Raw genomic sequence first — 25,886 nt, 5'->3', positions numbered from 1 at the left:
GGAGCGTGCGGTCGGCCGCCTACGCGTCCCGCGAGTCCGGGCCGACGGCGTCCTGGTGGAGGTCGAGGCGGGCGACGGTCTCGCCCTCGCTGAGCTCGCCGGTGGGGACGAAGCCGAGGCCCGCGTAGAAGGGGGCGGGACTGCCGGGGCCCTCGTGGTAGGTGACGTAGGCCGCCGGGCAGGCCCGCGAGCGGAGCTCGGCGCAGACCGCCCGCACGGCGGCGGCGCCGTGGCCGCGACCCTGGTGGGCGGCGTCGACGTTGAGTCGCCACAGACCGCTGCGGACGTCGGCGGGGTCGTCGTCCCACTCCACGTCGAGGAAGGCCATGACGAAGCCGACGACCTCCTCGCCCGAGGGCCGCGTCGCGACGATCGCCCGCGGCCAGGCGACCGGACCGTGGGCGTAGGCCTCGGCCAGCGACTTCGCGACCGAGCCGACGAAGTGGTCCTGGTCGGGGCGCACGGCGACCTCGAGCAGGGCGTCGATGTTCTCCCCCGTGACCGGGTCGAGACGCACGCCCCCGGCACCGGCGTCCGCGGACCGGCCGGCGGCAGCGCTCACGAGGCACCACCGAGCGGCAGCTCGAGCACGGCAGGGGCTCCGGCGGCGATCCGCACGGGCACGCCCCAGTCCTGCTGGTGCATCCGGCAGGCCGCGCCCTCCCCGCCGTCGGCGTCGCACGAGGCGGCGCGCGCCGCCACGTGGAGCACGCCCTCGCCCACGTGGGGGTCGAGCTCGAGCACACGGGTGAGGTCGGTGCCGCGACCCGAGCCCGAGCGCAGCAGCGCGGGCGGCGTCGCCTCCACCACCAGCTGGGCGGCGGGGCCGAAGCGGTCGTCGACCTTCTGCCCCGGCGGCGGCTCGAAGCTCACCACCAGCTCCACACCACCGGCGACCTCGGTGACCGGGCGCTGGGTGACGTGGGCGAACCCCCCGGACCGGGCGACCTCGCGCCCCAGCGGCACACGCGTCAGCCGGTGGGCGGTCGACTCCACGACGACGAGCACGGCGGCGCCGCCGTCAGCGGCGTCGGCGGCGGCGTCGGCGGCGTCGTCGGCGGCGTCGGTCGCGCCGCCGGCCTCGACGTACGCCGCACTGGGCTCGGCCAGGTCGGTGGCGAGCGTGGTGAGCCGGCCGGTCGCGGGGTCCCAGCGCCGCACGGCGCCGTTGTAGGTGTCGCACACCGCGACGCTCCCGTCGGGCAGCACCGTGACGCCGAGCGGGTGCTGCAGCAGCGCGGGCCCGTCGGCACCGCCCGCCCCGTCGCGGAAGCCGAACTCGAAGAGACCGGAGCCGACCGCGGTGCCGACCTGGCCGTCGGCGTCGATCCACCGCAGCGAGGAGGTCTCGGAGTCGGCCAGCCACATCCGGTCGCCGGCGGGGGCCAGCCGCGAGGTCTGCGCGAACCACGCCTCGGGCCCCGGCCCGTCGAGCAGGCCCTCGTGGGTGGTGCCGGCGGCGACCTCGACGTCGCCGGTGCGGGGGTCGAAGGTCCACAGCTGGTGCACCCCGGCCATGGCGACCCAGACCCGCCCGCGCCACCAGGCGACGTCCCACGGCGAGGAGAGCCGGCTGGCGCCGTCGAGGTCGGTGGCCTGGTGGCCGTCGCCGGCGAGCACGCGGGTCTCCCCGGTGGCCAGCGTGAGCCCCTGGAGCCGGTGGCCCACGGTGTCGGCGACAACGACGTCGTAGCCCACCTCGGCGGCCAGGTCGGACGGCAGCAGGCACAGCCCGTTGGGCTCGCGGAAACCGCCGACGCGGCGCACCACCGCGCCGTCGGCGTCGAGCTCGACCACCTCGTCGTGGCCGGCGTCGGCCACCAGCACCGACCCGCCCGGCAGCGGCACCGCCGAGGCCGGGAAGCGCAGGTCGGTGGGCTCGACCACGGGCGGCACGTAGGGCGAGCCGGCCGGCTGCAGGGTGCCGCGCTCGCGGTGCTCGGCGACGAGCTCCTCGAGCAGGGCGGCGACGGCGTGGGCGTGGCCCTCCCCGGCGTACTGCGCGACGACGTAGCCCTCGGGGTCGATGAGCACCAGGGTCGGCCAGGCGCGGGCGGTGTAGGCCTGCCAGGTGACCAGGTCGGGGTCGTCGAGCACGGGGTGGTGCACGGAGTAGCGCTCGACCGCGGCGGCCAGGGCGTCGGGGTCGGCCTCGTGGACGAACTTCGGGGAGTGCACGCCGACCACGACGAGCTCCTCGGCCCACTGCTCCTCCACCGGGCGCAGCTCGTCGAGCACGTGGAGGCAGTTGACGCAGCAGAAGGTCCAGAAGTCGAGCAGCACGAAGCGCCCGCGCAGGTCGCGCAGGGCCAGCGGCCCGTCGGTGTTCAGCCAGCCACGCCCGACCAGCTCGGGGGCGCGCACACGGGGTCGACGACTCATGGGCTCCAGCCTAGGAGGGGGCGCAGGAGGGCGCCCCGACGGTCGGAGGAGGGCGCCGGGCGCGTGCGGGCCAGCCTGGGGAGAACCGCCGAAGACGCAGGTGAGAGGCTCGGCAGGCGGTACCGTCGACCCTGTCCACACCGAGGAGACCCCGCCGATGAGCAGCGTCGTCACGACCGGGGTCCTCGACCCTGCGCCGTACGACGCGTATGCCCGCATGGTGCAGCGCCTGCTCGACGTGCCGGTGGCGCTGGTGACCCTGGTCGAGCCCGAGCGGCAGTGGTTCCCCGGCGCCGTGGGCCTGCCGGCCGAGGTCGAGGCCGTGCGCGAGACCCCGCTGTCGCACTCGGTGTGCCAGTACGTCGTGGCCGACGCCTCCCCCCTGGTCATCGAGGACACCCGCCTCGACGACCGGCTGCGCACCAACGGCGCGGTCGTCGACCTCGACGTCATCGCCTACGCCGGCTGGCCGCTCACCGACCACGCCGGGCTCGTGGTCGGCTCGCTGTGCGCCATCGACCACCGGCCCCGGGCCTGGAGCGAGGACGACCTCGCGGTGCTCGAGGACGTCGCCGCGGCCTGCTCGGCGGCGCTGTCGGAGCGCCGGCTGCGCGAGCTGGCCTCGGAGTCGGCGCGTCGCGCCCACGACCTCTCCAGCCGCAGCCGGGTGCTGCTCGCGCTCAGCGAGGCCCTCTCGGCCACCCTCACCCTCACCGACGTGGCCGCCGCGCTCCAGCGCACCGCCCTGGAGCAGCTCGGCTGCATCCGCGCCGGCCTGTGGGTCACCGACGCCCACGACCCGATCCGCTCCGCCGACCTGCCGCTGGCCCAGCCCGCGACCCGGGGGATGCTGCGCTACGTCAGCCCCGTGGGCGACACCTGGGGCTCGGCGCGGCTCAACCACGCCCTGGGCCTCGACGACTCCAACCCCGTCGGGGAGAGCGTGCTGGAGCAGCGCCCGCTCAGCTTCGCCGACGCCGCGACCCAGAACGCCCGCTACCCCACCCTCGACTACAGCGAGCAGGTCGGCCAGGCGCGCAGCTTCTGGCCGCTCGTCGAGCGCGGCGAGGTGCTCGGCTCGATGGCGCTGGTCTGGGAGGAGCGGCGCGTCCTCACCGACGACGAGCTCGTCACCCTCGGCGCGCTCGCCGCCTACACCGCGCAGGCCGCCCGCCGCGCCCTGCTCACCGGGTCGCAGGCCGACTCGCTGGTGACGCTGCAGCGGGCCCTGCTGCCACGACTGCCCGAGGGCGGCGCCCTCAGCCTCGCCGCGCGCTACCGCCCCGCCGCCGAGCGCGACCAGGTGGGCGGCGACTGGTACGACGCCGTCACCCTCGCCTCGGGCGCCACGAGCCTGATGATCGGCGACGTCGTGGGCCACGACGTGGCCGCGGCCGCCACCATGGGCACGCTGCGCACGATGCTGCGCGCGCTGACCTGGTCGCACGGCGACGCCACCGCGCAGAACGTCTCGCGCCTCGACGCCGCCATGCGCGACCTGGGCGTGGAGGGCATGGCCACCCTGGTGCACCTGTGGGTGCAGCCCGACACCGGCGACGGTGCCCGGCCCGGAGACGCCGTGCTGCGCTGGACCAACGCCGGCCACGTGCCGCCGCTGCTGCTCGACCCCCACGGCACGGCCCGCCTGCTCGCCCCCGAGCCGGCCGACCTCATGGTGGGGGTCGACGCCACCGTCGAGCGCCGCGAGCACACCGCGCGGGTGGAGGCGGGCTCCACGCTGCTGCTCTACACCGACGGCCTCATCGAGCGCCGCCGCGAGAGCATCGACGCCGGCCTGGCCCGCCTCGCCGCCGTCGCCGCGCGCCACCACGCGCTGGCGCTGCCCGACTTCCTCGATGCCGTGCTGGCCGACGCCGCCGACGACAGCGACCACGCCCACGACGACGACGTGGCGCTGCTCGCCGTACGGTTCACGGGCTGAGGCGTCCACCGGCCGGACGACCCGGCCGGCGACCGGGCGGGCCCTAGGGTGACGGCATGGACGACCGTGAGCTGCTGGCCGGGTGGGTCGCGGTGTGGTGGAGCGCCGTCGAGGACCTCACCACGCTGCTCGACTCCCTCTCCGACGAGGACTGGGAGCGCCCTACGGCGCTGCCCGGATGGGACGTGCGCGCCGTCGCCGCCCACGTCGCCCACCTCGAGACCGTGCTCGCCACGGGCGAGGAGGAGACCGCCGAGGTCGGCGAGCCCGCCCACGCGCGCGGCGTGATGGGCCACTACACCGAGATCGGCGTGGTCAACCGGCGTACGACGCAGCCCGCGGCCCTCGTCGACGAGATCCGCCGCGCCACGGCCGCCCGCCACGCGTGGCTGCAGGAGCACCCGCCCATCGACGCCTCGGCGCGGCCCGACGTGGTCTTCGGAGGCGTGCCCTGGGACTGGCGCACGCTGCTGCGCAACCGCCCGCTCGACGTGTGGCTGCACGAGCAGGACGTGCGCGACGCGGTCGGACGCCCCGGCGGCGAGGACTCCCCGGCCGCGGTGCACACCGCCGACTACCTCTCCGACGGCCTCGGCTTCGTGCTGGCCAAGCGCGCCGGCGCCGCCCCCGGCACGACGCTGGTCCTCGAGCTGGAGGGCCACGCACCGAAGGCCTTCGGGATCGGCGAGGACGGCCGCGGCCACCGCCTCGACACCGCCCCCGCCGACCCGACCCTGCGGCTGCGCACCGACCGCGGCACCTTCGTGCGCCTGGCCGGTGGCCGTCTGCACGGCACCGAGACCCTCGCCGGCCTGCGCGCCGACGGCCGGCTGGTCGTCGAGGGCGACGCCGACCTCGCCGAGACCCTCCTCGCCCGCATCGCCACCACCCCCTGACCCGCCTCGTCACCCCGCCACGACCGACACCTCCCCGTCGATCGAGGAGGGAGCCACGCACCGGCACCCACGGCGATCGAGCAGGGAGCGGCCACACACCGGCACCACGGCGATCGAGGAGGGAGCCAGGCACCGGCACCCCCCGGCGATCGAGGAGGGAGCGCCAGCGACCGTCTCGAGATCCCCGCACCCGCCCTCCCAGCCCCACCCCGACCGCCACCACCACGACCGCCACCACCCCGACCAGCCCCACCCCGACACCCACACCCGGAGACTCCATGACCGCCACCGACACCTGGCGCCTCGCCGACATCCCCGACCAGGCCGGGCGCACGATCGTCGTGACCGGCACCAGCGCCGGCGGGCTGGGCCACCACACCGCCCTCGAGCTGGCCCGCCGCGGCGCCCGCGTCGTGCTCGCCGGGCGCACCGAGTCGAAGCTGGCCGAGACCGACCGGCTCATCCGCGCCGAGGTGAGCGAGCCCCGTGTGGAGCGGCTCGTGCTCGACGTGGCCGACCTGGCCTCGGTGCGCCGCGCCGCCACGGAGGCCTCCCGCCTCGGGCCGATCCACGCGCTGGTCAACAACGCCGGGGTCATGGCCACCCCGCAGACCCGCACCGCCGACGGCTTCGAGCTGCAGCTGGCCACCAACCATCTCGGCCCCTTCCTGCTCACCGGCCTGCTGCTGCCCCAGCTGGTGGCCAGCGGCGAGGCCCGCGTGGTCGCCGTCTCCTCCCTCGGCCACCGGATGGCGCGCCGCGCCCCGCTCGGCGACCCGCGCGACACCTCCGGGCGCTACAGCCGCTGGCTCGTCTACGGCCAGACCAAGCTGGCCAACCTGCTCTTCACCTACGAGCTCGACCGGCGCGCCCGCGAGGCCGGCCTGCCGGTCAAGGCGCTGGCGGCCCACCCCGGCTTCGCGGGCACCCACCTGGTGGCCAACGGCGCGGTCGGCCGGGCCAGCGGCGGCCTCGCCTCCATCCTCGGCGGCGCCACGCGGGCGGTCTCGCAGTCGGCCGCCGCGGGCGCCTGGCCCACGCTGATGGCGACCACGGCGGACCTGCCGGGCTCGACGTACTGCGGGCCGAGCGGGCTCGGCGAGCTCGGCGGCGCCCCCCAGGTCGTCACCAGCAACGCCCTCTCCCACGACGCCGAGGCCCAGCGCCGGCTGTGGGAGGTCAGCGAGCGGGCCACCGGCATCACCTACCCCTGACCGCCCACCCGGTCAGCCCCACCCGGTCAGCCTCACCCGGTCAGCCCGGCCCGGCCCGCACGGCGGCCGATGGGTCAGTCGGCGTCGCGGACGCGGACGAGGCCGCCGCGGGTGCCGACGTAGGCCGCGCCGTCGGGGCCGAGGGCGACCGGGGAGCCGGTGGGGTCAGCGGGGTCGACGAGGGGGCCGAGGCCCAGGCGCACGCCGAAGGCGGTGTGGCCGGTGGCGGCCTCGACGGCGGTGAGGTACCACGCGTCGGCGCCCCACCAGCTGCGCCGCTTGGTCGGCAGGTAGACCAGCCCGGTCACCGGCGAGACCACGGCGCCGGCCGACGGGGCGACCAGGTCGGTGCTCCAGCGCTCCACGCACTCGCCGTCGACGACGTCGACGCGGGCCACGCCGCCGCTGGGCGCGCGGCCGAGCAGGGTCGGCGACCAGCCCGAGGAGCCGGCGGTGTTGGCGACCACGACCCCGCGCCCCACCGAGACCAGCGGGCCGCGGGTGGCGCTGTGGTCGTCCTCGAAGAGCGCCGCCGAGCAGACCTCGGAGCCGTCGCGCGCGTCGAGCACGCGCAGGTGCATCCGCGGCTCGGCGTTGTCGGTGAGGGCGACCAGCCCTCCGGCCAGCGGCACCGGCGGCGTGCCGCTGCCCTGGTCGGGCTGACCGTCCTTGACCTCCTCGCCGCGGTCGTAGGCCGCGCGCCACACCACGCCCGGTCGTCCGCCGCGCAGCGCGAGGCGGTACGTCGCGGCCGTGCTGCTCACGAGCACCTCGCTCCCCGCGGTGCCGGTCGATCCGCCGGTCGAGCCGCCGGCCGATCCGCCCGCCGCGCCGCCGCCCGGACCGCTGGGCGAGGCCGCCGCCGACCCGCCGGTCGTGCCTCCTGCGGCGCCCGCGGCGTCGCCAGCCGAGCCGCCCGCAGAGCCACCCGCGGGCGCGACCACGAGCGGCTGCCCGACGGTCTCGCCGAGGTCGGTGGTGCGCACGGTGTCGTCGGGGGCGACGACGCCGACGCGGCCGTCGCGGGTGACGAACCACAGCCGCCCGTCGCCACCGGCGCCGCTCGTGCCCGTCGGCCCGGCGGCCGCGGCGGCGGAGACCAGGCAGTCGCCGGCGGGCACGGCGGCGGAGACGTCGACGTCGCGCACCACGGCGAGCTCGCCCTCGTCGTCACCGATCGCCACGACCAGCACCCGCCGATCGAGGGTCGGCACCACGGCGCCCGTGCCGTCGGCGGCGTCCGGGAGGTCCGCGGCGGCGTCGTCACCGGCAGCCTCGCCACCGTCGCCCTCGGCCGCACCCCCGGAGCCCCCGTCGGAGCCCCCGGCACCGAGCACGGAGGCCACGGAGGAGGTGGTGGCGAAGGCCGAGGCGCAGGCGCCCGCGGGCTCCTCTTCCGCCCCGTCGGACCCGTCGGACCCGTCGGAGCCGCCCGAGGAGTCGGGGTCGCCGGACCCGCCGGCGGCGAGGTCGAGGGTGTCGCGGGCGCGCAGCGAGTCGGCACCGACCAGTCGCAGGGTCGAGCCGCAGCGCGCGAGCAGCGCGTCGCCGGCGGCGGTGACGCCCCAGCAGCGCCCGCCCCAGCCGAACCAGCGCGAGGTCACCCCGGGTGACTCCCCGCGCGGACCCGGCCCGCCCGCGACGTCGAGCAGCGGCTGGGCGGCGACGGGTCGCCCGACGTAGGCCGGGGTCACCAGCGCGCCCGGCCCGGGCGGCACGGGCAGCCAGCCGGCGGGGGCGACCACCGCGATGCCGACGGCCGCGGCCACCGCGCCGACCCACGCCGCGGCGACCCGCGGGGTCGGTCGCAGCCAGGCGCGCACCGCCGGGTGGAGCAGGCTCGCCAGCGCGAGCAGCAGCACCCACGGGCCCAGGGCGAGCCACAGGACGGCCACCCCGACGAGGGCGGCCGTGCGCTGGTGCCTCACGCCCCCGGACCCCCGCGGCCCACCGCGCCCGTGACCGCGTCAGCGACCCCGTGAACGCCCCGGTGAGCGACCCCGAGAACGACCCCGCGAGCGACCCGGCCGGCGTCGGAGCCGCCCGCCACCCGACCCGTCGTACCGCGCGCCAGCCCGCCAGCCACCCCGCCGACCACACCGCCGGCCACCCCGCCGACCACGCCGCCCCCGTGGGGCGCGTGTGACGGGAGTGACGACATGGCACCGATCGTAGGCCGAGGGGTGGTGCCCCCGCTGGGCTTTCGAGGCCATGATGAGCCCCATGAGCAGCCCCCGCGCCGGACAGCCCGCCGAGCCCGCCGACCTCGTCGACGTCGCCCACCTCGTCACCGCCTACTACACCGGCGAGCCCGACCCCGACGACGTCGACCAGCAGGTCGCCTTCGGCACCTCCGGCCACCGCGGTTCCTCGCTCCGGACCTCCTTCAACGAGGCGCACATCCTGGCCACCACCCAGGCGATCTGCGACTACCGCCGCGAGCAGGGCTACGACGGCCCGCTCTTCATCGGCCGCGACACCCACGGTCTCTCCGAGCCGGCCTGGGCCACCGCGCTGGAGGTGCTGGTGGCCAACGACGTCACCGTGCTCGTCGACGACCGCGACGCCTACACCCCCACCCCGGCGGTCTCCCACGCGATCCTGCGCGCCAACCGGGGCCGCACGAGCGGGCCGGGCCTGGCCGACGGCATCGTCGTGACCCCCTCGCACAACCCGCCGGCCGACGGCGGCTTCAAGTACAACCCGCCCCACGGCGGGCCGGCCGACTCCGACGCCACGAAGGTCATCGCCGCGCGCGCCAACCAGCTCATCGCCGCGGGGCTGCACGACGTGCGCCGCGTGCCCTTCGCGCGGGCGCGGGCCGCGGTGTCGACGTACGACTTCCTGGGCGGCTACGTCGACGACCTGCCCCAGGTCGTCGACCTCGAGGCGATCCGCTCCGCGGGGGTGCGCATCGGCGCCGACCCGCTCGGCGGCGCGGCGGTGCACTACTGGGGCGAGATCGCCGAGCGCCACGGCCTCGACCTCACCGTGGTCAACCCGCTGGTCGACGCCACCTGGCGCTTCATGACCCTCGACTGGGACGGCAAGATCCGCATGGACTGCTCCTCGCCCTCGGCGATGGCCTCGCTGGTCGCGCAGAAGGACGCCTACGACATCGCCACCGGCAACGACGCCGACGCCGACCGCCACGGCATCGTCACCCCCGACGCCGGGCTGATGAACCCCAACCACTTCCTCGCCGTCGCCATCGGCCACCTCTTCGGGGGCGCGCGCCCCGACTGGCCGGCCTCGGCGCGCATCGGCAAGACGCTGGTGTCGTCGTCGATGATCGACCGGGTCGCGGCCTCGATCGGCACGCCGCTGGTGGAGGTGCCGGTGGGCTTCAAGTGGTTCGTGCCCGGGCTGCTCGACGGCTCCTTCGGCTTCGGCGGGGAGGAGTCGGCCGGGGCGTCGTTCCTGCGCCGCGACGGCTCGGCCTGGACCACCGACAAGGACGGCCTCATCCTCTGCCTGCTGGCCTCGGAGATCCTCGCCAGCAGCGGCAGGACGCCCTCGCAGCACTACGCCGACCTCGTCGCGCAGCACGGCGACCCCGCCTACGCCCGCATCGACGCCCCCGCCACCCGCGAGCAGAAGGCCGCGCTGGCCGCGCTCTCCCCCGACGACGTCACCGCCACCACTCTGGCCGGGGAGGAGATCACCGCCAAGCTCACCGAGGCCCCCGGCAACGGCGCCGCCATCGGCGGGCTCAAGGTGACCACCGAGTCGGCGTGGTTCGCCGCGCGCCCGTCGGGCACCGAGGACGTCTACAAGATCTACGCCGAGTCCTTCCAGGGCCCCGACCACCTCGCCCAGGTGCAGGCCGAGGCCCGCGACGTCGTCTCCGCCGCCCTCGGCGCCTGACCCCCGCCGCGGCAGCGGCGTCTGCGGCAGCAGCGTCCGCGGCAGCAGCGTCCGCGGCAGCGATGTCCTACTGACCGTTGCGACTACTGGCAGGGCGTCACAACGGTCAGGCAGTGGTCGCAACGGTCAGTAAGACGCGCCGGCCGCGCGCCCCGGGCCCGGGCTCAGCGCCCCGCGGCGACGTGCTCGGCGGCGAGGAACGACAGCCCGAGGGCGGGGAGCAGGCCGTTGCCGGCGAGGTAGCCCGCGGCGCCGTGGCCGGAGATGCCGGCGGCGGCGCCCCCGGCGGCGTAGAGCCCGGTCACGGGGCCGTCGGCGCGCTGCACGCGGGCGTGCTCGTCGACGACCAGCCCGCCCTGGGTGTGGAAGAGCGCGGGCGTGACGGGCACGGCGCGGTACGCCGCAGCCAGCGGCGCCTCCCACCGCGTGCGCCCGTGCGGGTCGTCGGCCTCGCCGCTCGCCGCGGCGCGGGCCGCCTCGAGCGTCGCGCCCAGCACGCCGGCGTCGACGTCGATCGCGGCGGCCAGGCCGGCCACGTCGGCGGCGGTGCGGGTGACCCCCGACTCGACGGTGTCGCGGTAGTCGGTGAAGGACTGGCACGCCTCGTGGATCCGCTCGTCGAGCACCAGCCAGCCGCGCCCGCCCTCGGCGGCCTGGAGCGCCGCGGCGTACTCGGAGTAGCCGGTGGTCTCGTCGCCGAAGCGGCGCCCGGTGGTGTCGACGACGACGGCGCCGTGCATGACGGTGGCCCAGCCGGCCAGGGTGGCGGCGGGGGTGAGGGCGGCGTGGCCCTGGTAGGAGTCGAGGTAGGCGGTCTGCGCGCCGAGCCGCTCGCCCAGGCGCAGGGCGTCGCCGGTGGAGCCCTCGCTGCCGTGGTAGGTCGCGCCGGCGATCTCGGGCAGGTGGCGGGCCACGAGCTCGCGGTCGGCGCCGAAGCCGTTGGTGGCCAGCAGCACGGCGCGGGTCGGCACGCGCTCCTCGCCGTTGGGGGTCTCGACCACGGCCTCGCACACCGCGCCGTCGTCGTCGAGCACGACGTCGACGAGCCGGGCCGGCACGAGCAGGTCGACGAGGTCGCTGGCGCGCGCGGCGCGCACGAGGTCGGCCAGCATGGCCTGGCCGGCGCGGCCGGGCACGGTGTGGCAGCGCAGCGCGGAGTGGCCGGGGTAGCCGAAGTCGGTGACCAGCGAGAGCGGCAGCCCGGCCTCGTCGGCCAGCCACTCCACCAGCCGGGCGCTGACCCCGGCCAGGGCCACGGCGAGCCGCTCGTCGGCCTGGCCGTGGGTCTTGGCGCGGATGTCGTCGACGAAGCGCTCGGCGGAGTCCTCCACCCCGGCCTCGCGCTGCCAGCGGGTGCCGGCGCCGGGCACCATCGCGGTCGACATGGCGGTGTTGTTGCCGCGCGCGAAGTGCTCGTTGCGCTCCACCACCAGCACCGAGAGGCCCAGCGAGGCGGCGCGCAGCGCGGCCACCAGCCCGCCGCCGGCGCCGGCGACGACGAGGTCGGGACCCTCCGGGCTCATCGCGTCGCCCCCGTCGTGGCCGGGGCAGCGGTCGTGGCGGGGGCGGCGTCGTCGAGCCGGCCGGTCACCCGCGCCCGCAGCCCGAGGAGGGCCAGGGCGGTGGCGGTGGGGTCGAGCACGTACGGCGCCCGCGCCTGCTCGGCCACGTCGACGGCCGAGCACGCGTTGAGCACGAAGTCGCAGTCGAGGCCCTCGACGGTGCGCTCCACCGCCGCGGCCCAGGTGGCGTCGTCGGCGATGTCGTCGACCGACAGGTCGAGCACGGCGGTCGGGGCGACGGTCGCGGCGGCGTACTGACCCAGGCGGCGGTCGAGCTCGTCCGCGATGGGGGCGTTGCGGGCCACCGCGCCCAGGCGGGCGCCCTGGCCGGTGACGAAGGCCGCGGTGAGCCGGCCCAGGCCGAGCACCGGTCGCGCGAGACCGGCCAGGCCCTCGCCCTCAGCCCCCTCGCCGTCGGCCTCGGCGAGGTCGGCGAGCGGGTCGAGCACGCAGTCGGGGAGGTAGGCGTCCCAGCCGGTGGGGTCGACGGCGGCGTAGCGGGCGTGGAGCGCGCGCTCGCTGGCCCGCACGTCGTCGGCGGTGTCGAGGGCGCGCGGCAGGCGCGGGGTGCGGGCGTCGGGCTCGCCCGTCGGGCCTCCCCCGGAGCTGCCGGAGCTGCCGGGGTCGAGGTGCTCGAGCACGACGGTGACGCCGGCGGGCGCGAGGGCGTCGTAGCGCGCCTGGCGCCGGGCCAGCTCGGCGTCGTCGACGACGATCGGGGTGATGGCGAGCAGTCGCATCAGGCGGGGACTCCCTGGGTCGGGTCGGTGGTGCGGGCGGGCGGCGCTGCGGCCGGCCCGGCGGGCGGTGCGGTGGCGGCGGGCGCGGCGTACGGCGGGGCCGCGCAGGGCGGCTGCGCCTCGGGGCCGAGGCCCAGGGCGCGGGGGTCGTTGGGGTGCGCGGCGAGCGGGTGGACGGTGATGTCCATCCACGGGTGCAGCGGCAGCGAGGTCAGGCAGGCGTGCAGCTCGGTGGCGTCGGCGACGTCGTAGAGGCTCCAGTTGGCCCAGCGGCCCGGGATGCGCCAGAGCCGGCGCAGCTGGCCGGCGGCGGCGAGACGCTGGCCCTGGGCCAGCTCGCGGGCGAAGACCTCCTCGCGCTGCTCGACCGGCGTCTCGGGCGGCCAGACGATCTCGATGTGCACCAGGAACTCCACGTGCTCCCCTCCCTTCTCTCTGCTCGCGCCCCTCGACCGTCGGTCGGGCCGGGCGGTCGGGGTCAGACCCCGAGGTAGGCCTCGCGCACGCGCGGGTCGTCGGCCAGCTCGGCGCCGGTGCCCTCGAGCACGATGGCGCCGCTCTCGATGACGTAGGCGCGGTCGGAGATGGCGAGGGCCTGGGAGGCGTTCTGCTCCACGATGAGCACGGTGACCCCGGAGTCGCGGATGCGGCGGATGGCCTCGAGCACCTGGGCGACCAGGTTGGGCGCGAGGCCCACCGACGGCTCGTCGAGGGTCAGGCAGGTGGGGCGCGCCATCATGGCCCGCCCGATGGCCAGCATCTGCTGCTGCCCGCCCGACATGGTCTCGGCCTTCTGGGCCCGCCGCGCGGCGAGGATCGGGAAGAGGTCGAAGACCTCCTCCAGGGAGGCCTTCACCGTGGAGCGGGGCTGGGAGTAGGCGCCCATCTCGAGGTTCTCGATGACCTGGAGGTCGCCGAAGAGGGCGCGGTCCTGGGCCACGTGGACGAGCCCGGCGCGCACGACCTGGTGGGGCTTCATCTTGTGCACCGCGGCGCCGTCGAAGAGGATCTCGCCGCCGGTGACCGAGACCAGCCCGGCGACGGCGCGCAGCGTGGTGGTCTTGCCCGCGCCGTTGGCGCCGATGAGGGAGACGATCTCGCCGCGCGCGACGTGCAGGTCGAGGCCGTGGAGGATCTCCAGGCGGCGGTAGCCGGCGTGCAGGTCGCGCAGCTGCAGCAGGGAGTCGCCCGCCGGGCGGTGCGGCGCGGGCGCCGTACCCGGCGTGGGAGCGGGAGTGGGGGTGCTCATGCGTAGTCCTCTCCGAGGTAGGCCTCGACGACCCGGGGATCGGTGATGACCTCGTGGGGGTCGCCGAGGGCGAGCTCGGCGCCCTCGGCCATGACCAGCAGGCGCTCGGAGAGCGCCATCACCGCGGCCATGATGTGCTCGACGAACATCACCGTCATGCCGTCGGCGTGGATCTCGCGCAGCAGCTCGATCATGGGGGCGCGCTCGGCGGGCACGAGCCCGGCGAGCACCTCGTCGAGCAGCAGCAGCCGCGGCTCGAGGGCCAGGGCGCGGGCGAGCTCGAGGCGCTTGAGGCCGGCGGTGGGCAGGCTGCCCGACGGGGAGTGGACGTAGCGGTCCAGCTGCACCCGGTCGATCACCTCCAGCGCGGCGCGGCGCGCGGCCTTGCGGGAGCGGTGGCGGCCGTGGGCGGCGATGGCGACGTTGTCGAGCACGCTCATCGACTCGAACGGCCGCATCAGCTGGAAGGTGCGCACCAGCCCGACGGAGGCGACCTTGGCCGGCCCCCAGCCGGTGATGTCCTGGCCGTCGAAGACGACGCGGCCGCGGGTGGGCTCGAGCTGGCCGGCGAGCAGCGAGAAGAGCGTGGTCTTGCCCGCGCCGTTGGGCCCGACGATGCCGAGGAACTCCCCGTCGGTGACGTCGACGTCGACGTCGCGCACGGCGGTGAGGCCGGCGAAGGTCTTGGTCAGCGACTCCACGTGCAGCAGCGTCATGAGCGGAACCGATCGCGCAGGGTGCCGTAGATGCCCTTGGGCATGAACAGCACGATGAGGACGAGCAGGGCGGCGTAGATGGCGACGTCGAGGCCCGTGACGCCCTGGAGGAAGGCGAGGAACTCCGGCGGGTCGCGCAGGATCTGGGCGATCCACTCCGAGAGCGGGCCGACGACCAGGGCGCCGACGAGCGGGCCGAAGACGGTGCCGATGCCGCCGATGACGGCGGGCACGATCGCGTTGACCGAGACCCCGGAGCCGAAGGCCTGCTCGGGGCCGACGAAGAAGTAGTACTGGGTGTAGAAGGCGCCGGCCAGCGAGGTGAAGGCGCAGCTGAGCGCGACCGTGAGGAGGCGGTAGCGCATGACGCGGATGCCGAGGGAGGCGGCGGCGACCTCGTCGTCGCGCACGGCCTGCACGTACTGCCCCGCGCGGGAGTTGACGAAGGCGACCGTGCCGAAGAGGCCGAGGGCGAGCACGGCGAGCGGGATCCAGAAGTAGATCGGGCTGCCCTGCTCGAACTGCATCATCGACCAGGAGTCCTCCAGCAGCAGGGGCACGTTGAAGCCCTCGGTGCGGCGCAGGAAGTCGAGGTTCTGCACCGCGAGCAGGAAGACCTGCGCGAAGGCGAAGGTGGCCAGCGCGAAGTAGGCCCCGGCCAGGCGGTAGCGCAGGCACAGAAAGGCGATGAGGGTGCCGGCGGCCGCGGAGATCGCGGCGCCCACGAGCATCGAGATCCACGGCGAGACGCCGTGCTCGACCAGGAGGTAGGCGTCGGTGTAGGCGCCGATGCCGAAGAAGGCGGCGTGGCCGAAGCTGAACATGCCGCCGTAGCCGCTCATCAGGTTCCACCCCACCGCCAGGATCGCGAAGATCAGGGTGCGGATGGCCACGGCCTCGGTCTGCTCGTCGAGGAGCAGGGGCAGTACGGCGAGCAGCGCGACGATGAGCGCCAGCGCGGCGTAGGTGCGCGAGGTGGAGCGGTCCTTCAGGCGCGGGTCGTCGAGACCGACGCTGGGGCGGCGCGTGGCGCCGGGGGCGGGGGTGCCGGGCGTGCCGGCGGTGCTGGTGGCGCTCATCGGGTCGCTCCGAAGATGCCCTGGGGGCGGAAGAAGAGGACGAGGACGAAGACGCCGAAGACCAGGATCAGCGAGCCGGTGCCGGGCAGGTAGAGCGCCCCGACGGTCTGCACGAGGCCGATGATCAGCCCGCCGACGACGGCGCCGGCGACGTTGCCGAGGCCGCCGAGCACGACGATGACGAAGGCGAGGATGGTGAACTGCTCGCCCACCGACGGGGTCAGGCTGAGGAAGGGCGCCATGAGGCCGCCGGCCACGGCCACGCAGGCCGAGCCGATGCCGAAGGTCAGGGCGTAGACCCGGCTGACGTCGACGCCGACCAGGGAGGCGCCCTGGGTGTTGGCGGAGACCGCGCGGATGGAGAGGCCGAAGGAGGTGCCGCGCAGCAGCAGGGTGAGCGCCCCGGCCACGAGCAGCGCTCCGCCGAAGGCGATGAGCCGCTCGTAGGACATGATCGCGTCGAGGATCTCGACGCGGCCGCTGACCGAGCCCGGCACGCGCAGCGGGCGGCCGCCGAAGATCATCAGCAGCACGTTGACGATGAGCAGCGAGAGCCCGAGCGTGATGAGCAGCGGGCCCTCCTCGTTGCCGGCCATGGTGAGCTTGTTGAGCAGGGTGGCCTGCACGAGCACGCCGAAGAGGAACATCACCGGCACGGCCAGCAGCGTCGCGACGTAGACCGGGATGCCGCCGGAGGTCGACATCTCGTAGACCAGGAACATCGCCATGGTGAGCATGGCGCCCTGGGCGAAGTTGACGATGCCGAGCACGCCGAAGATCAGCGTGAGCCCGACCGAGACGAGGGCGTAGACCCCGCCGAGCAGGAGGCCGGTGGCCACCGACTGGGTGACCAGGCCGGTCTCGCGCTGGCCCACGGTGTAGACGAGGGCCAGCGCGACCACGACGGCGGCCAGGACGAAGAGGGGCGCCGCCGGCAGCTTCAGGCTGCGGCGCTCCCGGTCGGGCTCCATGGTGGTGGGCCCTCCGGGATCGGTGGCGGTGGGGCTCGTTGTCATCCGGGTGTCATCCGTTCCTGACGGCGGGGCCGCCTCAGCGGTTGGTCGGGTAGACGGGCTCGCTGGTCGTGAAGTCCTCGGGGAAGACCTGCTCGACCTCGCCGTCCTGGATCTGCATGACGATGACGGTGGCGTTCTCGTTCTGCCCGGTCTCGTCGAAGGTGATGGGGCCGTCGAAGGCCAGCAGCGGGTCGTCGACCTCGATGCCGGCGAGGGCCTCGCGCACGGCCTCGGGGTCGTCGGAGCCGGCCTCCTCGAGGGCCTGGGCGATGACGACGACGGCCTGGTAGGACAGCATCGAGGCCGTCTCCATGGGCTTGCCGTACTCCTCCTCGAAGCGGGTGCGGATGTCCTGCACGCGCTCGTCGGTGGCGGCGTAGTGGTAGTTGGCGCTGAGCACCTGGTTGCCCGCCTGGCCGGCGTCGCCGGGGAAGGCGCCGTCGTCGAAGCCGCCGTTGGCCACGCCGTAGACGGCGTCGATGTCGGGGCCGAGGGCCTCGACGGCCTGGGCGATGAGGAGGCTGTCGGGGTAGTAGCCGGTGGCGACGATGACGTCGGGGTCGGCCGCGGCGGCCTCGCGCACCTGGGTGGTGGCGTCGGTGAAGTTGGTGCCGGGGTAGGTGACCTCCTCCAGCACCTCCACGCCGTTGGCCTCGGCCTCCTCGGCGAAGGCGTCGAAGACGCTCTGGCCGAAGGCGCCCTCGATGTGGATGTAGGAGACCGACTCGATCGGCTCGTCGTTGGCCTCGGCCAGCGCGATGAGCGCCTTGGCGCCGTCGGTGCCCATGCTCGTGGCGTTGGGCTGGATGCGGAAGGTGTTCTGGTAGCCCTGCTCGAGGATCGAGTCGTCGACGGCGACGTCGATGACCAGCGGCACGCCGGAGCGCTCGGCCACGGCGGAGACGTTGGCGGTGACGTCGCTCTGGTAGGTGCCGACCAGGGCGACCGCGCCCTCGCTGATCAGGCGCTGGGCCTCGCTCTGGCCGCTGTCGGCCACGCCCTTGCTGTCGCCCTCGCCGAGGGTGAGCTGGGCGCCGTCGAGGGCCTCGATGCCGCCGGCGGCGTTGATGTCGTCGACGGCCATCTGGGCGCCGTTGTTCATCAGCGAGCCGACCCCGGCCAGGGCGCCGGTGAGCGGGTGGACCGCACCGATCATGATCTCGCCGTCGGCGCTGCCGGAGGAGCCGGAGCCGCCGCAGGCGGAGAGGGCGAGGGCGCTCGCGGCGAGCGCCGCGGCGAGGGAGACCTTCTTCATGGTGCTGGACCAACCTTTCGTGCCTGGGGCACAGTGTGCGTTCCTCTTGGGGGAACAGTGGCCTGAGTCGCTGCGTTCCGCTGAGCGGAGCGTCTGACGGGCACCCGAGTGGCCCTCGATCGACGTTCCAGTGAGTATGCACGCCTCTCACGGGGATTTCTAGGGGCTATCCCCCGCGAAACGCAAGCGTTACAGTTCCGGTCAGCGAAACGCTACGACGAAAGAAGGCGCCGTGAGCACAGACCCGATCCGCGGAGAGGCCGCCCGGGAGACCCCGGGCGGAACGGAGTCGGCCGACCGGGTCGCCGACGTGCTGCTGCTCTTCGCGCGCTCCGAGGACCCCCTCGGCGTCTCCCGCATCGCCCGCGACCTGGCGCTGAGCAAGGCGGTGGTGCACCGCATCCTGCAGTCGCTGTCGTCGCGCTCGCTGGTGCAGCCCGTGCCGGGCGGCTCCAGCTACGTGCTCGGCCCGGCCGCGGCCGGGCTGGCCGCGCGGGCCTGGAGCCAGCTCGACGTGCGCTCGGTGGCCTCGCCGGTGCTGCGCAAGCTGCGCGACGCGACCCGGGAGACCACGACGCTCTCGGTGCTGGTGGGCGACCAGCGCATCTACCTCGACCAGTTCGAGAGCCCGCAGGAGATCAAGATGGTGGTCGAGATCGGCCCCCGCTTCCCCCTGCACTCGGGCGCCTCGAGCCGCGCGATCCTGGCCCACCTGCCGCAGCCGCTCATCGACGAGGCCGTGCGCCAGCTGGTCGCGCTCAAGCCCGACACCGACGTCGAGGCCTACCTCGCCGACCTCGCCACCTCCCGCGAGCGCGGCTACGCCGTCTCCCTCAACGAGCGCAACACCGGAGCCGCCTCGATCGCCGCGCCCTTCTTCGACGTCGCGGGCAACGTGCTGGGCTCGGTCAGCTCCTCGGGCCCGGTCTTCCGCTACGCCGACCTCGCCGACGGCGCCGACGAGCGCCAGACCCGCCTGGTGGTCGAGGCCGCCAACGACATCACCGACCGCCTCCGCTAAGGACCCCCGTGCTCCCCCGCTCCTTCCTCTACGTGCCCGGCAACCGCCCCGAACTCTTCGACAAGGCCGCCGGCGGCCAGGCCGACGCCGTCGTCCTCGACCTCGAGGACGCCGTGCCCCTGCCCGCCAAGGCCGAGGCCCGCGAGGCCGTGCGCCGCTGGCTCGACGCCCGCGACCCCACCACCGGCGCCCAGGCCTGGGTCCGCGTCGACCCCGCCGCCCTCACCGCCGACCTCGACGCCGTCCTCCACCCCCACCTCGACGGCCTCTTCCTCGCCACCGCCACCCCCGCCGCCCTCGACTCCCTCACCGCCCACCCCCGGTGGTTGAGGAGCGAGCGCCAGCGAGCGTCTCGAAACCACCACCCGAGCGGTGACCCGGTGGTCGAGGAGCAAGCGGTGGTTGAGGAGCGAGCGCCAGCGAGCGTCTCGAAACCACCAAGCGTCGTAGCCCTCATCGAGTCCGCCGAAGGCCTCCAGACCCTCCAGCAGATGTCCACCCACCCCGCCCTGACCGCCTTCGGCATCGGCGAGGTCGACCTCCTCGGCGACCTCCGTGTCACCCGCACCCACCGCACCGAGGCCGTCGTGCTGGCCTTGCGCACCCAGGTCGTCGTGGCCAGCGCCGCCGCCGGCCTGGAGGCCCCGGTCGCCCCGACGTCGACCGACTTCCGCGACCTCGACGCCTTCGCCGAGAGCACCCGCCTCGCCCTCGACCACGGCTTCCGCTCCCGTACGGCGATCCACCCCGCCCAGGTGCCCGTCATCCACGACGCCCTCACCCCCACCGCCGACGAGGTCGCCGCCGCCCAGGACGTCGTCGGGCGCTACGAGGACTCGGGCAGCAGCGTCGCCCTGGACAGCACGGGGCGACTCATCGACGGTGCCGTCGTGCGGGGTGCCCGAGAGACGCTGGCGCGAGCGGACACATGAGCGGCGGAAAGACGTGCACGGCGGAGCGCCCGACACTGGTGCTACCGGCGAGTTGAGTGATCGATTCCGGTTGAACTCGTACGGTTACGGAGTGGCTATGCAGTGGGACGACACGCTCGTCATAGGGGTCGCTTCGAGTGCACTCTTCGACCTGTCTGAGTCGCACGCGGTCTTCACGGAACATGGAGAGGACGAGTACCGGTCGTTTCAGGAGGCGCAGTACGAGTCGCAACTGCCGCCCGGCATTGCCTTCCCGTTCATTAGAAGGCTCCTCGGGTTGAACGACCTCGCTACCGGGTCGTCCCCGGTAGTCGAGGTCATCGTGTTGTCGCGGAACGATCCCGAGACCGGGGCAAGAGTCATGCGATCAATCGAGACGCACGGCCTACCCATGACTCGTGCGGTCTTCACGCAGGGTCGCTCTCCCTATAAGTACATGCCCGCGTTCGGGATGAAGTTGTTTCTGTCCGCGGAGCCCAGGGACGTCGCTGAGGCCACCGAGCTCGGGTTTCCGGCCGGGCAGGTTGTGGGGTCCGTGACTGATCTCGAAGCGGACGATCCAAGTGACCGCGACCTACGGATCGCGTTCGACTTTGATGCCGTCCTGGCCGACGACTCCGCGGAACGGATTTACGTCGATGAGGGGATTGAGGGCTACCACGAACATGAGGCCACGATGGCCGAAGTTCCGCTGCCGCCTGGGCCGATGAAGAACCTGCTCGAAGCCGTCAATCGTATCCAGGATCTGGAGGACGCCCGGGCCAACAATGACGACGCGTATGCGCGCCGCCTGTTCGTCTCCATCGTCACCGCCCGTAACGCTCCTGCACACGCGCGCGCTATCAAGTCGCTGAAGTCGTGGGGACTGCGTGTGAATGACGGCTTCTTCCTGGGTGGCTGGGAGAAAAGCACGGTCTTGGAGATCCTGAAGCCCCACATCTTCTTCGACGATCAGATGTCGCACCTCGAGGGTACGCGCAGTCTCGTCCCTAGCGTCCACGTTCCATTCGGGGTAAAGAACCTTTAGGGCCCAGTCGAGCGAGTGGGCGGCGGTACGACTTAGGGCAGACCCAGTCCTCCTCCAGAACTGAAGTTCCTTGCTTTGCGGGCCCTTACGTCGAGGGCTGGGTCGAAATCTGACTCGAGGACGCCGCTGCCCGCTCGCGCTCCCGCCGGAACGCGTCGGCGCCCCGACGGGTGTGAAGCTTCTGGGCGGCTTTGCCCTTCGCCGTTACGCACCAATCACCCGCCCTCGATCCGCACTTGCAGCGGTGGAGGAGACGCTTTTTCTCCATGGGGTCAGGTTTTGTGCGGCTCATGCCGTGATGATGGCAGTTAGAGCGTGCGCTTGCGCTTAGGTCCGGAACTATCCGTGCACTCAAAAGGCCAGGACCGCGATTCTGCTGCCGAAACTACCTGGTGACTCCGTAGGGGCACTCGACCTGAGGGTTCATGACTCTGCGACAGACGTCCACGGTGCGCTCGCGGCGACCTGGACTACTGACGGCAGCCCTAGACAGCAGGCATTGAACGCGGCGGTGTTACGTCAATTCCTGGGTTTGATTGGTCAGCCCAGACGCTTAGCGACACCCGCTGCATACTCCGTTTTCGAGGTCAGGGGCCTTGCAGAAGCAGCTGCTGCACGTCCCTTGCGCGTTGTCACGGCGCTGGCAGTCGCAATCGCCGCAGCGGGGACAGAATTGGTGACTGCACTTGTCACACGGCGAGCCGGTCGCCGTGCCGGCGAAGCCGCAGCGGCAACGCTTCCCGAGTCGAGGCGCCGCGGACTTCTCTGGTGGGGCCTGGCCTCCGTGGAACTTATCCACACCCCACAAGTCGGAAGTGCTAAACACGGCGTAGACACGCTTCTCGGTGGCTACCGCGCTCACGTAGAAGTCCTGGCGCCGTTCCCACTCGTCAGTCCAGTGGGTCTTCCTCGTCATTGTTTCGCCCGCCTTGAGGGTGAGCAGCGGATGGTCGAGGGGCACGTCTCCGCGCTTCCAGGGATATACCTTCAGTGAGTCGCCTCGAAGAGCAGAATGAATGACGCGCGGGTGGGCACGATCGATGATGACTACCGCCCCGGAGGAGAGCCTGTTCGATAAGGCGATGGCGCAGGCTGGGCCGCTCGCGGCCGACCGCGCGACGAGCTTCTTGAGATCTTCGCCGGTGATCGGACCGTTACCGACGAGGTCGTCGAGCATGTCCTGCGGGACGACCAGGTCTGCTGCGATCTCTTCGCAAAGGCGCTCAACTTCAGCGTCTGGGTCGTCACGGTCGGCGAGCCAGTTGAGGGCGTCGTCGTCGCGTTCGATCAGAATGTGTCCGACCTCGTGAAGGAGGGTGAAGTTCTCCTTCTTCGAGCCCGGTGTCGGCGAGTACATGACGGTTTTGTGTTCGGCAAAGGACAGTCCGTCGCACAAGCCACCGGCGCCTCGCTGGGATGTGAGCGCCGGTTCGGCAACCACGGTGTAGCCGAGGCTCTCGATGCCGGTGATGGGGTGGTTCGCGATGGCGGCACGTTGCGCTGGCCCGATCGCCGCGAGGAGGCGACGTGCGTGGTCGCGGCGGGTGCTCACGCCGGGTTCTCGAAACCGGGCAGCTTCTTGAATTGCTGAAGGATCGCCAGGAGCGTCTGGGGTGTCGCGGAGGTGGCGTTGCGTTTGCCGGCGGTGGCAAGCAGCCGCTTGGAATGTTCAGCGAGTCGTCCGACGGGGACGTTGCTTTCCCGGGACCATTGGTCGAGGAACGCGGCGATGACCTCGTCGTCGAAGAGGACGTCGAGGGTCTGCGCCTGCAGTGTGTTGGTCGTCAGGATTGAGTCCGCGGCGACGTGGAGGACTTCGGCGACTGCGTTGATGGTCGCTGGTGGTGGATTGACCTTGCCGCGTTCCCAGGAGAAAACCGTACTGGTGGTGACGTCCCAGCCTCGTTGGTTCAGTTGCTGTGCGAGTTCGCCGACGGTGAGGCCGGCTGACTTTCGTTTGGCGGCGAGCTGGTGGCCGTTGATGAGAACTGCTGGGTCTTCCACGAGACCGAGCATCTGAGCGATCGGGTCGTCGACTCGCACTGGCGCCGGCCTGGGTTGGTCCGTGTCGGCGTCGAGCTCGGCAAGTGCTTCTGGAAGTCCAGGTGCCCACTTGGCGATGGCAGCGATCAAGTCACGTTCGTCGTCGGCGAGGTCGGCGGACGTCGGGTGCCCGGCCACTATGTCGAGCAGTGCTTCGACGAATGGGTCGGTCGCGGGCGACGTCTTCTCGTTGTTCGGATCATTCATCCTCCGTCACCTCCTCGTGACACTTCTTGATGATGGTCTTGAGCTGGGCGCCGACGGCCTGGCCGCTGATGCCGAGCTCCTCGCCGATCTGCTTGTTCGTCTCTCCCTTCAGGACGTGCCGCACGATCGTGACTTGCCGTCCGGTGAGACTTTCGACAGCGGTGTTCAGTTTCTCCTGCCGTCGATGCGCGAGGTCCTCGGCGGCGGCGTAGTCCCCGAGCGGGTCACGGTCGATGATGCGAGGTGCCTCGGGATCACCGGGTGGGAACCGCTCCCGGGTCTTCTTTTCGGTGCGCACCAGGTCGACGCACCGGTTCAGCACCGCCCTGCGGAGGTAGCCGCGCCAACCCTCACCCAAGTCGGTGAGCTTCTGCTCCTCGACCAGCTCGAGAAGGTGGGCAAACAGCAGACCGATCGCCTCGTCGGCCAGGTCGGGCCGCTTGCCGTCAAAGAATCGGTTCGCAACCTTGCGAAGCCAGTCGTGGTGCTGCCGGTACTGGGCGGCGACGTCAGACGGGGTGCAGACGCGCGCGTCCTTACCCGGGTCATCCGAGTCGGCCAGCGCGTCGGTCACCCTTCCAGTATCGGCGATGCGGCCGAGAGGACCGGTGACATTTCGGCTTGATCGGCAGAGGAATCCGCCGCACGTCCCACCTCGGTCGCTGGAAGGTCGCCGTACATCGCGCTATACCAGCGTCGGCGCACACCGGAGTGGCAGATGCACGTGCCGGTGGCGTCGGCCGGCGGCCGGCGCACGATCCCGGCCGGCAGGCCGGAGACGTCGAGGTCTACCCGCCGGTCAGCGGTGGGAAGGCCCAGCATGTGCTTGACCAGCTCGGCGGCGATCAAGGTACCGGCGAACCAGGACACTTGTGGTGACGCAACCGCGATGACGTCGCCATTACCACTCGCCGCGCCCGCACCGGCGTCGCCGCTCTGGGGTCGCATCTCGGCCTCGGCGTACGCCTGACGGATCAGGTCGCTGATCGGGGCGCTGACCAGAGCGTCACGTCGCTGCGCGGGAACGCGGCCAGCGGCGATCGCCCTGTCGACGTCGGGGGCCGCCAAGACGGCTCCGTCCTGGAGAAGAGCGAGCACCCGCGGGATAGGGATGCCGGTGACCTGGGAGTACACGCCGGCTTGGGTCAGTGGCGGGTCAGCGCGGACGAAATCGCAGAAGGGGCAGGCAAAACCGTCGGCAAACCGTTCCCACTGCACGTGGAGCTCGGTGCCCGACACCCCGGCAGACAATGTCGCCTTGCTAAGCACGTCGGCGACGTCGAGCCGGCCGGTCAGAGTGTCGACGCTTGAGACCACGACGCCGTGCCAGCCGGGCTCGTTCTTGGTGGTGTTCCAGGTGGCGACATCGGTGTCGTGAGCCTCGGCGGTCAGTCCGAGCTGCCGGAGGCGCTCGACCATTCCGGTGGACTTCTTGCCGGTCTCGCCTCCCAGCAGGGCCGGGTACCGGTAAGGGTTACGGTCGGGGTCGAAGACGTCCTTGTCGACCGCGGTCACCTCCAGCGCCGCGGCCAAAGCGGCCGTGGCTCCCGACCCGTTCAACAAAGGCGAGCATGCCGTCGCGAGCAGCGCCATCGCGCTGGTGCCGACCGATCCGACGCCGAGGAACGAGGTCCGCTCAACCCCGAACCCGGCCACCGGCCTCGTAACTGTGAGGTCGGTGGCGTCGACCAGCCGCAGACGATGGTCGATGAGGTTGGTCTCGACCGTCCCGGTCACCTCCACGCCCGGGAATCCCAGATCGGAGAGAACCTTGATGAGGACCTGGCTGACCGCCAGAGTCCCTGCGGCATGAAGCCCGAGACCGTGGACGGTGCCGGTCTCCATGACGACGGGGTGGTCGGCGAGCACGATGTTCCAGTCGCCGCCACCGACGTAGACGTCGCAGACGGGTTCGGCGATGCCGAAACCGACTGTGATCCGTCGAGTGGGGGGCAGGTCGGTAATCGGGCGCACCGGCATCACCTTGTCAAGCAGGTCAGCCCACGATGCAGCTTGCCACCAGTTGTTCGGCAGGCGACCTTCGCCGGCCGGGTCGTCGACGACGACGCCTGGCACCAGGCGGGCAATCATCGTCACGAACGCGGCGACGGCGACGCGCGCAGCATCGTCGGCGTCCGCTGCGACGGCAACGGCGACTTCGGTCTCGTCGAGCCGGTGCAGAATCTGGGTCGCCGGCTCCTGCGCCCCGCCGACGGTCTGGCTCCCGAGGAGCCGCAGACGCGGGTCCGAAACTGGGGAGTTCACGACGACTCTTCCGCGACGATCCAGCGGTCGCGGTCCGGTCCAGCGCTCAGTTCGACCCAGTACCCACTGTGGAAGATGTAGACGGCGCAGGCGTCCAGGCCACGCCGCAGGCCCAGCCCGAAGAACGGGACGACGATCGAGATGCCGCCCTCGAAGGAGATGACCGGGTTGGCGTCGTCGGCGGCAGAATGGAACGCATCACCGGGGTGGCTGTGGATGCGTGCCACGTACAGGTCGTCCGGGCCTAGCGCGAGGGCGAGGTCCATCTGACCTTCGCGGGGAACCTCGACGTTGACGTGGCCGTAGGTGTCGCGGTGCGCGTTTTGCCGAGGTATGACCAGCTCGGAGCCGGTGCCCCTCTTGATCATCGCGGTGCCTTCGAGGCCGAAGGTGCCACGGTCCTCGAAGAAGGTGCGCGCGTCCTGGAGGACCTTCGAGGTCAGCACCAGCGGTACCCCCGGGGCCGGGGGCGT

Annotated in this window: 24 protein-coding genes; 8 read left to right on the top strand and 16 right to left on the bottom strand. The window is 72.9% G+C overall.

Going from position 1 to position 25,886, the window contains the following annotated elements; all coding sequences use genetic code 11:
• Positions 1-19 precede the first annotated feature (19 nt).
• Both LPA27_RS03730 and LPA27_RS03725 read right to left on the bottom strand, forming a co-directional pair.
• Positions 20-562 carry a GNAT family N-acetyltransferase gene (locus tag LPA27_RS03730; protein ID WP_228941556.1) on the bottom strand — a complete coding sequence of 181 codons (543 nt, stop codon included), beginning with the start codon at positions 560-562 and terminating at the stop codon, positions 20-22.
• The gene (locus tag LPA27_RS03725) at positions 559-2,382 is read right to left on the bottom strand and encodes a thioredoxin-like domain-containing protein (protein WP_228941555.1); all 1,824 of its coding nucleotides are present in this window, start codon (positions 2,380-2,382) and stop codon (positions 559-561) included. Before LPA27_RS03725 ends, LPA27_RS03730 begins: the two co-directional genes overlap by 4 nt.
• Positions 2,383-2,539: 157 nt before the next feature.
• On the opposite strand from LPA27_RS03725, the gene LPA27_RS03720 reads away from it, so the two are divergent.
• The 3 genes from LPA27_RS03720 to LPA27_RS03710 all read left to right on the top strand — a co-directional run bounded on the left by LPA27_RS03720 (position 2,540) and on the right by LPA27_RS03710 (position 6,434).
• Positions 2,540-4,324, top strand: coding sequence for a GAF domain-containing SpoIIE family protein phosphatase (locus tag LPA27_RS03720; RefSeq protein WP_228941554.1), 1,785 nt, complete (start codon positions 2,540-2,542; stop codon positions 4,322-4,324).
• 56 nt (positions 4,325-4,380) lie between these two features.
• Entirely contained in the window at positions 4,381-5,220 is an 840-nt protein-coding gene (locus tag LPA27_RS03715; protein ID WP_228941553.1) for a maleylpyruvate isomerase family mycothiol-dependent enzyme, read from the top strand.
• Positions 5,221-5,498: 278 nt separating this feature from the next.
• The gene (locus tag LPA27_RS03710) at positions 5,499-6,434 is read left to right on the top strand and encodes an oxidoreductase (RefSeq protein WP_056905248.1); all 936 of its coding nucleotides are present in this window, start codon (positions 5,499-5,501) and stop codon (positions 6,432-6,434) included.
• A 74-nt stretch (positions 6,435-6,508) separates the two neighbouring features.
• On the opposite strand, the gene LPA27_RS03705 is transcribed toward LPA27_RS03710, so the two are convergent.
• On the bottom strand, positions 6,509-8,362 hold the full coding sequence (locus tag LPA27_RS03705) for a hypothetical protein (protein ID WP_228941552.1): 1,854 nt from the start codon (positions 8,360-8,362) through the stop codon (positions 6,509-6,511).
• A 62-nt stretch (positions 8,363-8,424) separates the two neighbouring features.
• Between LPA27_RS03705 and LPA27_RS03700 the strand changes: the two genes are divergently transcribed.
• Positions 8,425-8,580: a hypothetical protein gene (locus tag LPA27_RS03700; RefSeq protein WP_228941551.1), complete on the top strand. Its 156-nt coding sequence runs from the start codon at positions 8,425-8,427 to the stop codon at positions 8,578-8,580.
• Positions 8,581-8,657: 77 nt separating this feature from the next.
• Positions 8,658-10,301: a phosphoglucomutase (alpha-D-glucose-1,6-bisphosphate-dependent) gene (pgm, locus tag LPA27_RS03695; RefSeq protein WP_228941550.1), complete on the top strand. Its 1,644-nt coding sequence runs from the start codon at positions 8,658-8,660 to the stop codon at positions 10,299-10,301.
• A gap of 164 nt (positions 10,302-10,465) precedes the next feature.
• Here pgm and LPA27_RS03690 read toward each other — a convergent pair whose 3' ends face one another.
• The 8 genes from LPA27_RS03690 to LPA27_RS03655 all read right to left on the bottom strand — a co-directional run bounded on the left by LPA27_RS03690 (position 10,466) and on the right by LPA27_RS03655 (position 17,918).
• Positions 10,466-11,824: an FAD-binding protein gene (locus LPA27_RS03690; RefSeq protein ID WP_228941549.1), complete on the bottom strand. Its 1,359-nt coding sequence runs from the start codon at positions 11,822-11,824 to the stop codon at positions 10,466-10,468.
• On the bottom strand, positions 11,821-12,603 hold the full coding sequence (locus LPA27_RS03685; RefSeq protein WP_228941548.1) for a hypothetical protein: 783 nt from the start codon (positions 12,601-12,603) through the stop codon (positions 11,821-11,823). The genes LPA27_RS03690 and LPA27_RS03685 overlap by 4 nt, the downstream gene beginning before the upstream one ends.
• Positions 12,603-13,019, bottom strand: coding sequence for a muconolactone Delta-isomerase (locus LPA27_RS03680; protein WP_228941547.1), 417 nt, complete (start codon positions 13,017-13,019; stop codon positions 12,603-12,605). Before LPA27_RS03680 ends, LPA27_RS03685 begins: the two co-directional genes overlap by 1 nt.
• Before the next feature lie 62 nt (positions 13,020-13,081).
• Positions 13,082-13,852 (bottom strand): ABC transporter ATP-binding protein, encoded by a 771-nt coding sequence (locus LPA27_RS03675; RefSeq protein ID WP_228941546.1) that lies wholly within the window; start codon positions 13,850-13,852, stop codon positions 13,082-13,084.
• Entirely contained in the window at positions 13,849-14,568 is a 720-nt protein-coding gene (locus tag LPA27_RS03670) for an ABC transporter ATP-binding protein (protein WP_082503315.1), read from the bottom strand. The genes LPA27_RS03675 and LPA27_RS03670 overlap by 4 nt, the downstream gene beginning before the upstream one ends.
• On the bottom strand, positions 14,565-15,647 hold the full coding sequence (locus tag LPA27_RS03665) for a branched-chain amino acid ABC transporter permease (protein WP_228941545.1): 1,083 nt from the start codon (positions 15,645-15,647) through the stop codon (positions 14,565-14,567). Before LPA27_RS03665 ends, LPA27_RS03670 begins: the two co-directional genes overlap by 4 nt.
• The gene (locus tag LPA27_RS03660; RefSeq protein ID WP_228941544.1) at positions 15,644-16,663 is read right to left on the bottom strand and encodes a branched-chain amino acid ABC transporter permease; all 1,020 of its coding nucleotides are present in this window, start codon (positions 16,661-16,663) and stop codon (positions 15,644-15,646) included. The genes LPA27_RS03665 and LPA27_RS03660 overlap by 4 nt, the downstream gene beginning before the upstream one ends.
• A 34-nt stretch (positions 16,664-16,697) precedes the next feature.
• The gene (locus tag LPA27_RS03655; protein ID WP_228941543.1) at positions 16,698-17,918 is read right to left on the bottom strand and encodes an ABC transporter substrate-binding protein; all 1,221 of its coding nucleotides are present in this window, start codon (positions 17,916-17,918) and stop codon (positions 16,698-16,700) included.
• Positions 17,919-18,150: 232 nt separating this feature from the next.
• Between LPA27_RS03655 and LPA27_RS03650 the strand changes: the two genes are divergently transcribed.
• The 3 genes from LPA27_RS03650 to LPA27_RS03640 all read left to right on the top strand — a co-directional run bounded on the left by LPA27_RS03650 (position 18,151) and on the right by LPA27_RS03640 (position 20,898).
• Entirely contained in the window at positions 18,151-18,939 is a 789-nt protein-coding gene (locus LPA27_RS03650) for an IclR family transcriptional regulator (protein ID WP_056864942.1), read from the top strand.
• Between the two features lie 8 nt (positions 18,940-18,947).
• Positions 18,948-19,871, top strand: a complete 924-nt coding sequence (locus tag LPA27_RS03645; RefSeq protein WP_228941542.1) for an HpcH/HpaI aldolase/citrate lyase family protein — start codon at positions 18,948-18,950, stop codon at positions 19,869-19,871.
• 97 nt (positions 19,872-19,968) lie between these two features.
• Positions 19,969-20,898, top strand: coding sequence for a 5'-nucleotidase (locus LPA27_RS03640; RefSeq protein WP_228941612.1), 930 nt, complete (start codon positions 19,969-19,971; stop codon positions 20,896-20,898).
• Positions 20,899-21,451: 553 nt separating this feature from the next.
• On the opposite strand, the gene LPA27_RS03635 is transcribed toward LPA27_RS03640, so the two are convergent.
• From LPA27_RS03635 to LPA27_RS03615, 5 genes are read right to left on the bottom strand one after another with little or no spacing between them, the layout of a single operon-like run.
• A complete protein-coding gene (locus LPA27_RS03635) occupies positions 21,452-22,450 on the bottom strand; it encodes an ImmA/IrrE family metallo-endopeptidase (protein ID WP_228941541.1) in 999 nt (332 codons plus the stop codon).
• Complete coding sequence (locus tag LPA27_RS03630) at positions 22,447-23,148, bottom strand: helix-turn-helix domain-containing protein (RefSeq protein WP_228941540.1); 702 nt, start codon at positions 23,146-23,148, stop codon at positions 22,447-22,449. The genes LPA27_RS03635 and LPA27_RS03630 overlap by 4 nt, the downstream gene beginning before the upstream one ends.
• Positions 23,141-23,722: a sigma-70 family RNA polymerase sigma factor gene (locus tag LPA27_RS03625; protein WP_228941539.1), complete on the bottom strand. Its 582-nt coding sequence runs from the start codon at positions 23,720-23,722 to the stop codon at positions 23,141-23,143. The genes LPA27_RS03630 and LPA27_RS03625 overlap by 8 nt, the downstream gene beginning before the upstream one ends.
• Positions 23,719-25,413 carry a hypothetical protein gene (locus LPA27_RS03620; RefSeq protein ID WP_228941538.1) on the bottom strand — a complete coding sequence of 565 codons (1,695 nt, stop codon included), beginning with the start codon at positions 25,411-25,413 and terminating at the stop codon, positions 23,719-23,721. Before LPA27_RS03620 ends, LPA27_RS03625 begins: the two co-directional genes overlap by 4 nt.
• Positions 25,410-25,859 (bottom strand): hypothetical protein, encoded by a 450-nt coding sequence (locus LPA27_RS03615; RefSeq protein ID WP_228941537.1) that lies wholly within the window; start codon positions 25,857-25,859, stop codon positions 25,410-25,412. Before LPA27_RS03615 ends, LPA27_RS03620 begins: the two co-directional genes overlap by 4 nt.
• Positions 25,860-25,886 lie beyond the last annotated feature (27 nt).

Source organism: Nocardioides sp. Leaf374 (genome assembly GCF_916862475.1).
GTDB classification, from domain to species: domain Bacteria; phylum Actinomycetota; class Actinomycetes; order Propionibacteriales; family Nocardioidaceae; genus Nocardioides; species Nocardioides kribbensis.
This window is presented reverse-complemented; position numbering and strand designations above follow the sequence as displayed.

What these genes read in the sequence shown, in the direction of transcription:
- LPA27_RS03725 (WP_228941555.1), bottom strand. Translation starts at nt 2,382, where the DNA reads ATGAGTCGTCGACCCCGTGTGCGCGCCCCCGAGCTGGTCGGGCGTGGC.
- LPA27_RS03720 (WP_228941554.1), top strand. Translation starts at nt 2,540, where the DNA reads ATGAGCAGCGTCGTCACGACCGGGGTCCTCGACCCTGCGCCGTACGAC.
- LPA27_RS03715 (WP_228941553.1), top strand. Translation starts at nt 4,381, where the DNA reads ATGGACGACCGTGAGCTGCTGGCCGGGTGGGTCGCGGTGTGGTGGAGC.
- LPA27_RS03710 (WP_056905248.1), top strand. Translation starts at nt 5,499, where the DNA reads ATGACCGCCACCGACACCTGGCGCCTCGCCGACATCCCCGACCAGGCC.
- pgm (WP_228941550.1), top strand. Translation starts at nt 8,658, where the DNA reads ATGAGCAGCCCCCGCGCCGGACAGCCCGCCGAGCCCGCCGACCTCGTC.
- LPA27_RS03690 (WP_228941549.1), bottom strand. Translation starts at nt 11,824, where the DNA reads ATGAGCCCGGAGGGTCCCGACCTCGTCGTCGCCGGCGCCGGCGGCGGG.
- LPA27_RS03685 (WP_228941548.1), bottom strand. Translation starts at nt 12,603, where the DNA reads ATGCGACTGCTCGCCATCACCCCGATCGTCGTCGACGACGCCGAGCTG.
- LPA27_RS03675 (WP_228941546.1), bottom strand. Translation starts at nt 13,852, where the DNA reads ATGAGCACCCCCACTCCCGCTCCCACGCCGGGTACGGCGCCCGCGCCG.
- LPA27_RS03670 (WP_082503315.1), bottom strand. Translation starts at nt 14,568, where the DNA reads ATGACGCTGCTGCACGTGGAGTCGCTGACCAAGACCTTCGCCGGCCTC.
- LPA27_RS03665 (WP_228941545.1), bottom strand. Translation starts at nt 15,647, where the DNA reads ATGAGCGCCACCAGCACCGCCGGCACGCCCGGCACCCCCGCCCCCGGC.
- LPA27_RS03660 (WP_228941544.1), bottom strand. Translation starts at nt 16,663, where the DNA reads ATGACAACGAGCCCCACCGCCACCGATCCCGGAGGGCCCACCACCATG.
- LPA27_RS03655 (WP_228941543.1), bottom strand. Translation starts at nt 17,918, where the DNA reads ATGAAGAAGGTCTCCCTCGCCGCGGCGCTCGCCGCGAGCGCCCTCGCC.
- LPA27_RS03640 (WP_228941612.1), top strand. Translation starts at nt 19,969, where the DNA reads ATGCAGTGGGACGACACGCTCGTCATAGGGGTCGCTTCGAGTGCACTC.
- LPA27_RS03630 (WP_228941540.1), bottom strand. Translation starts at nt 23,148, where the DNA reads ATGAATGATCCGAACAACGAGAAGACGTCGCCCGCGACCGACCCATTC.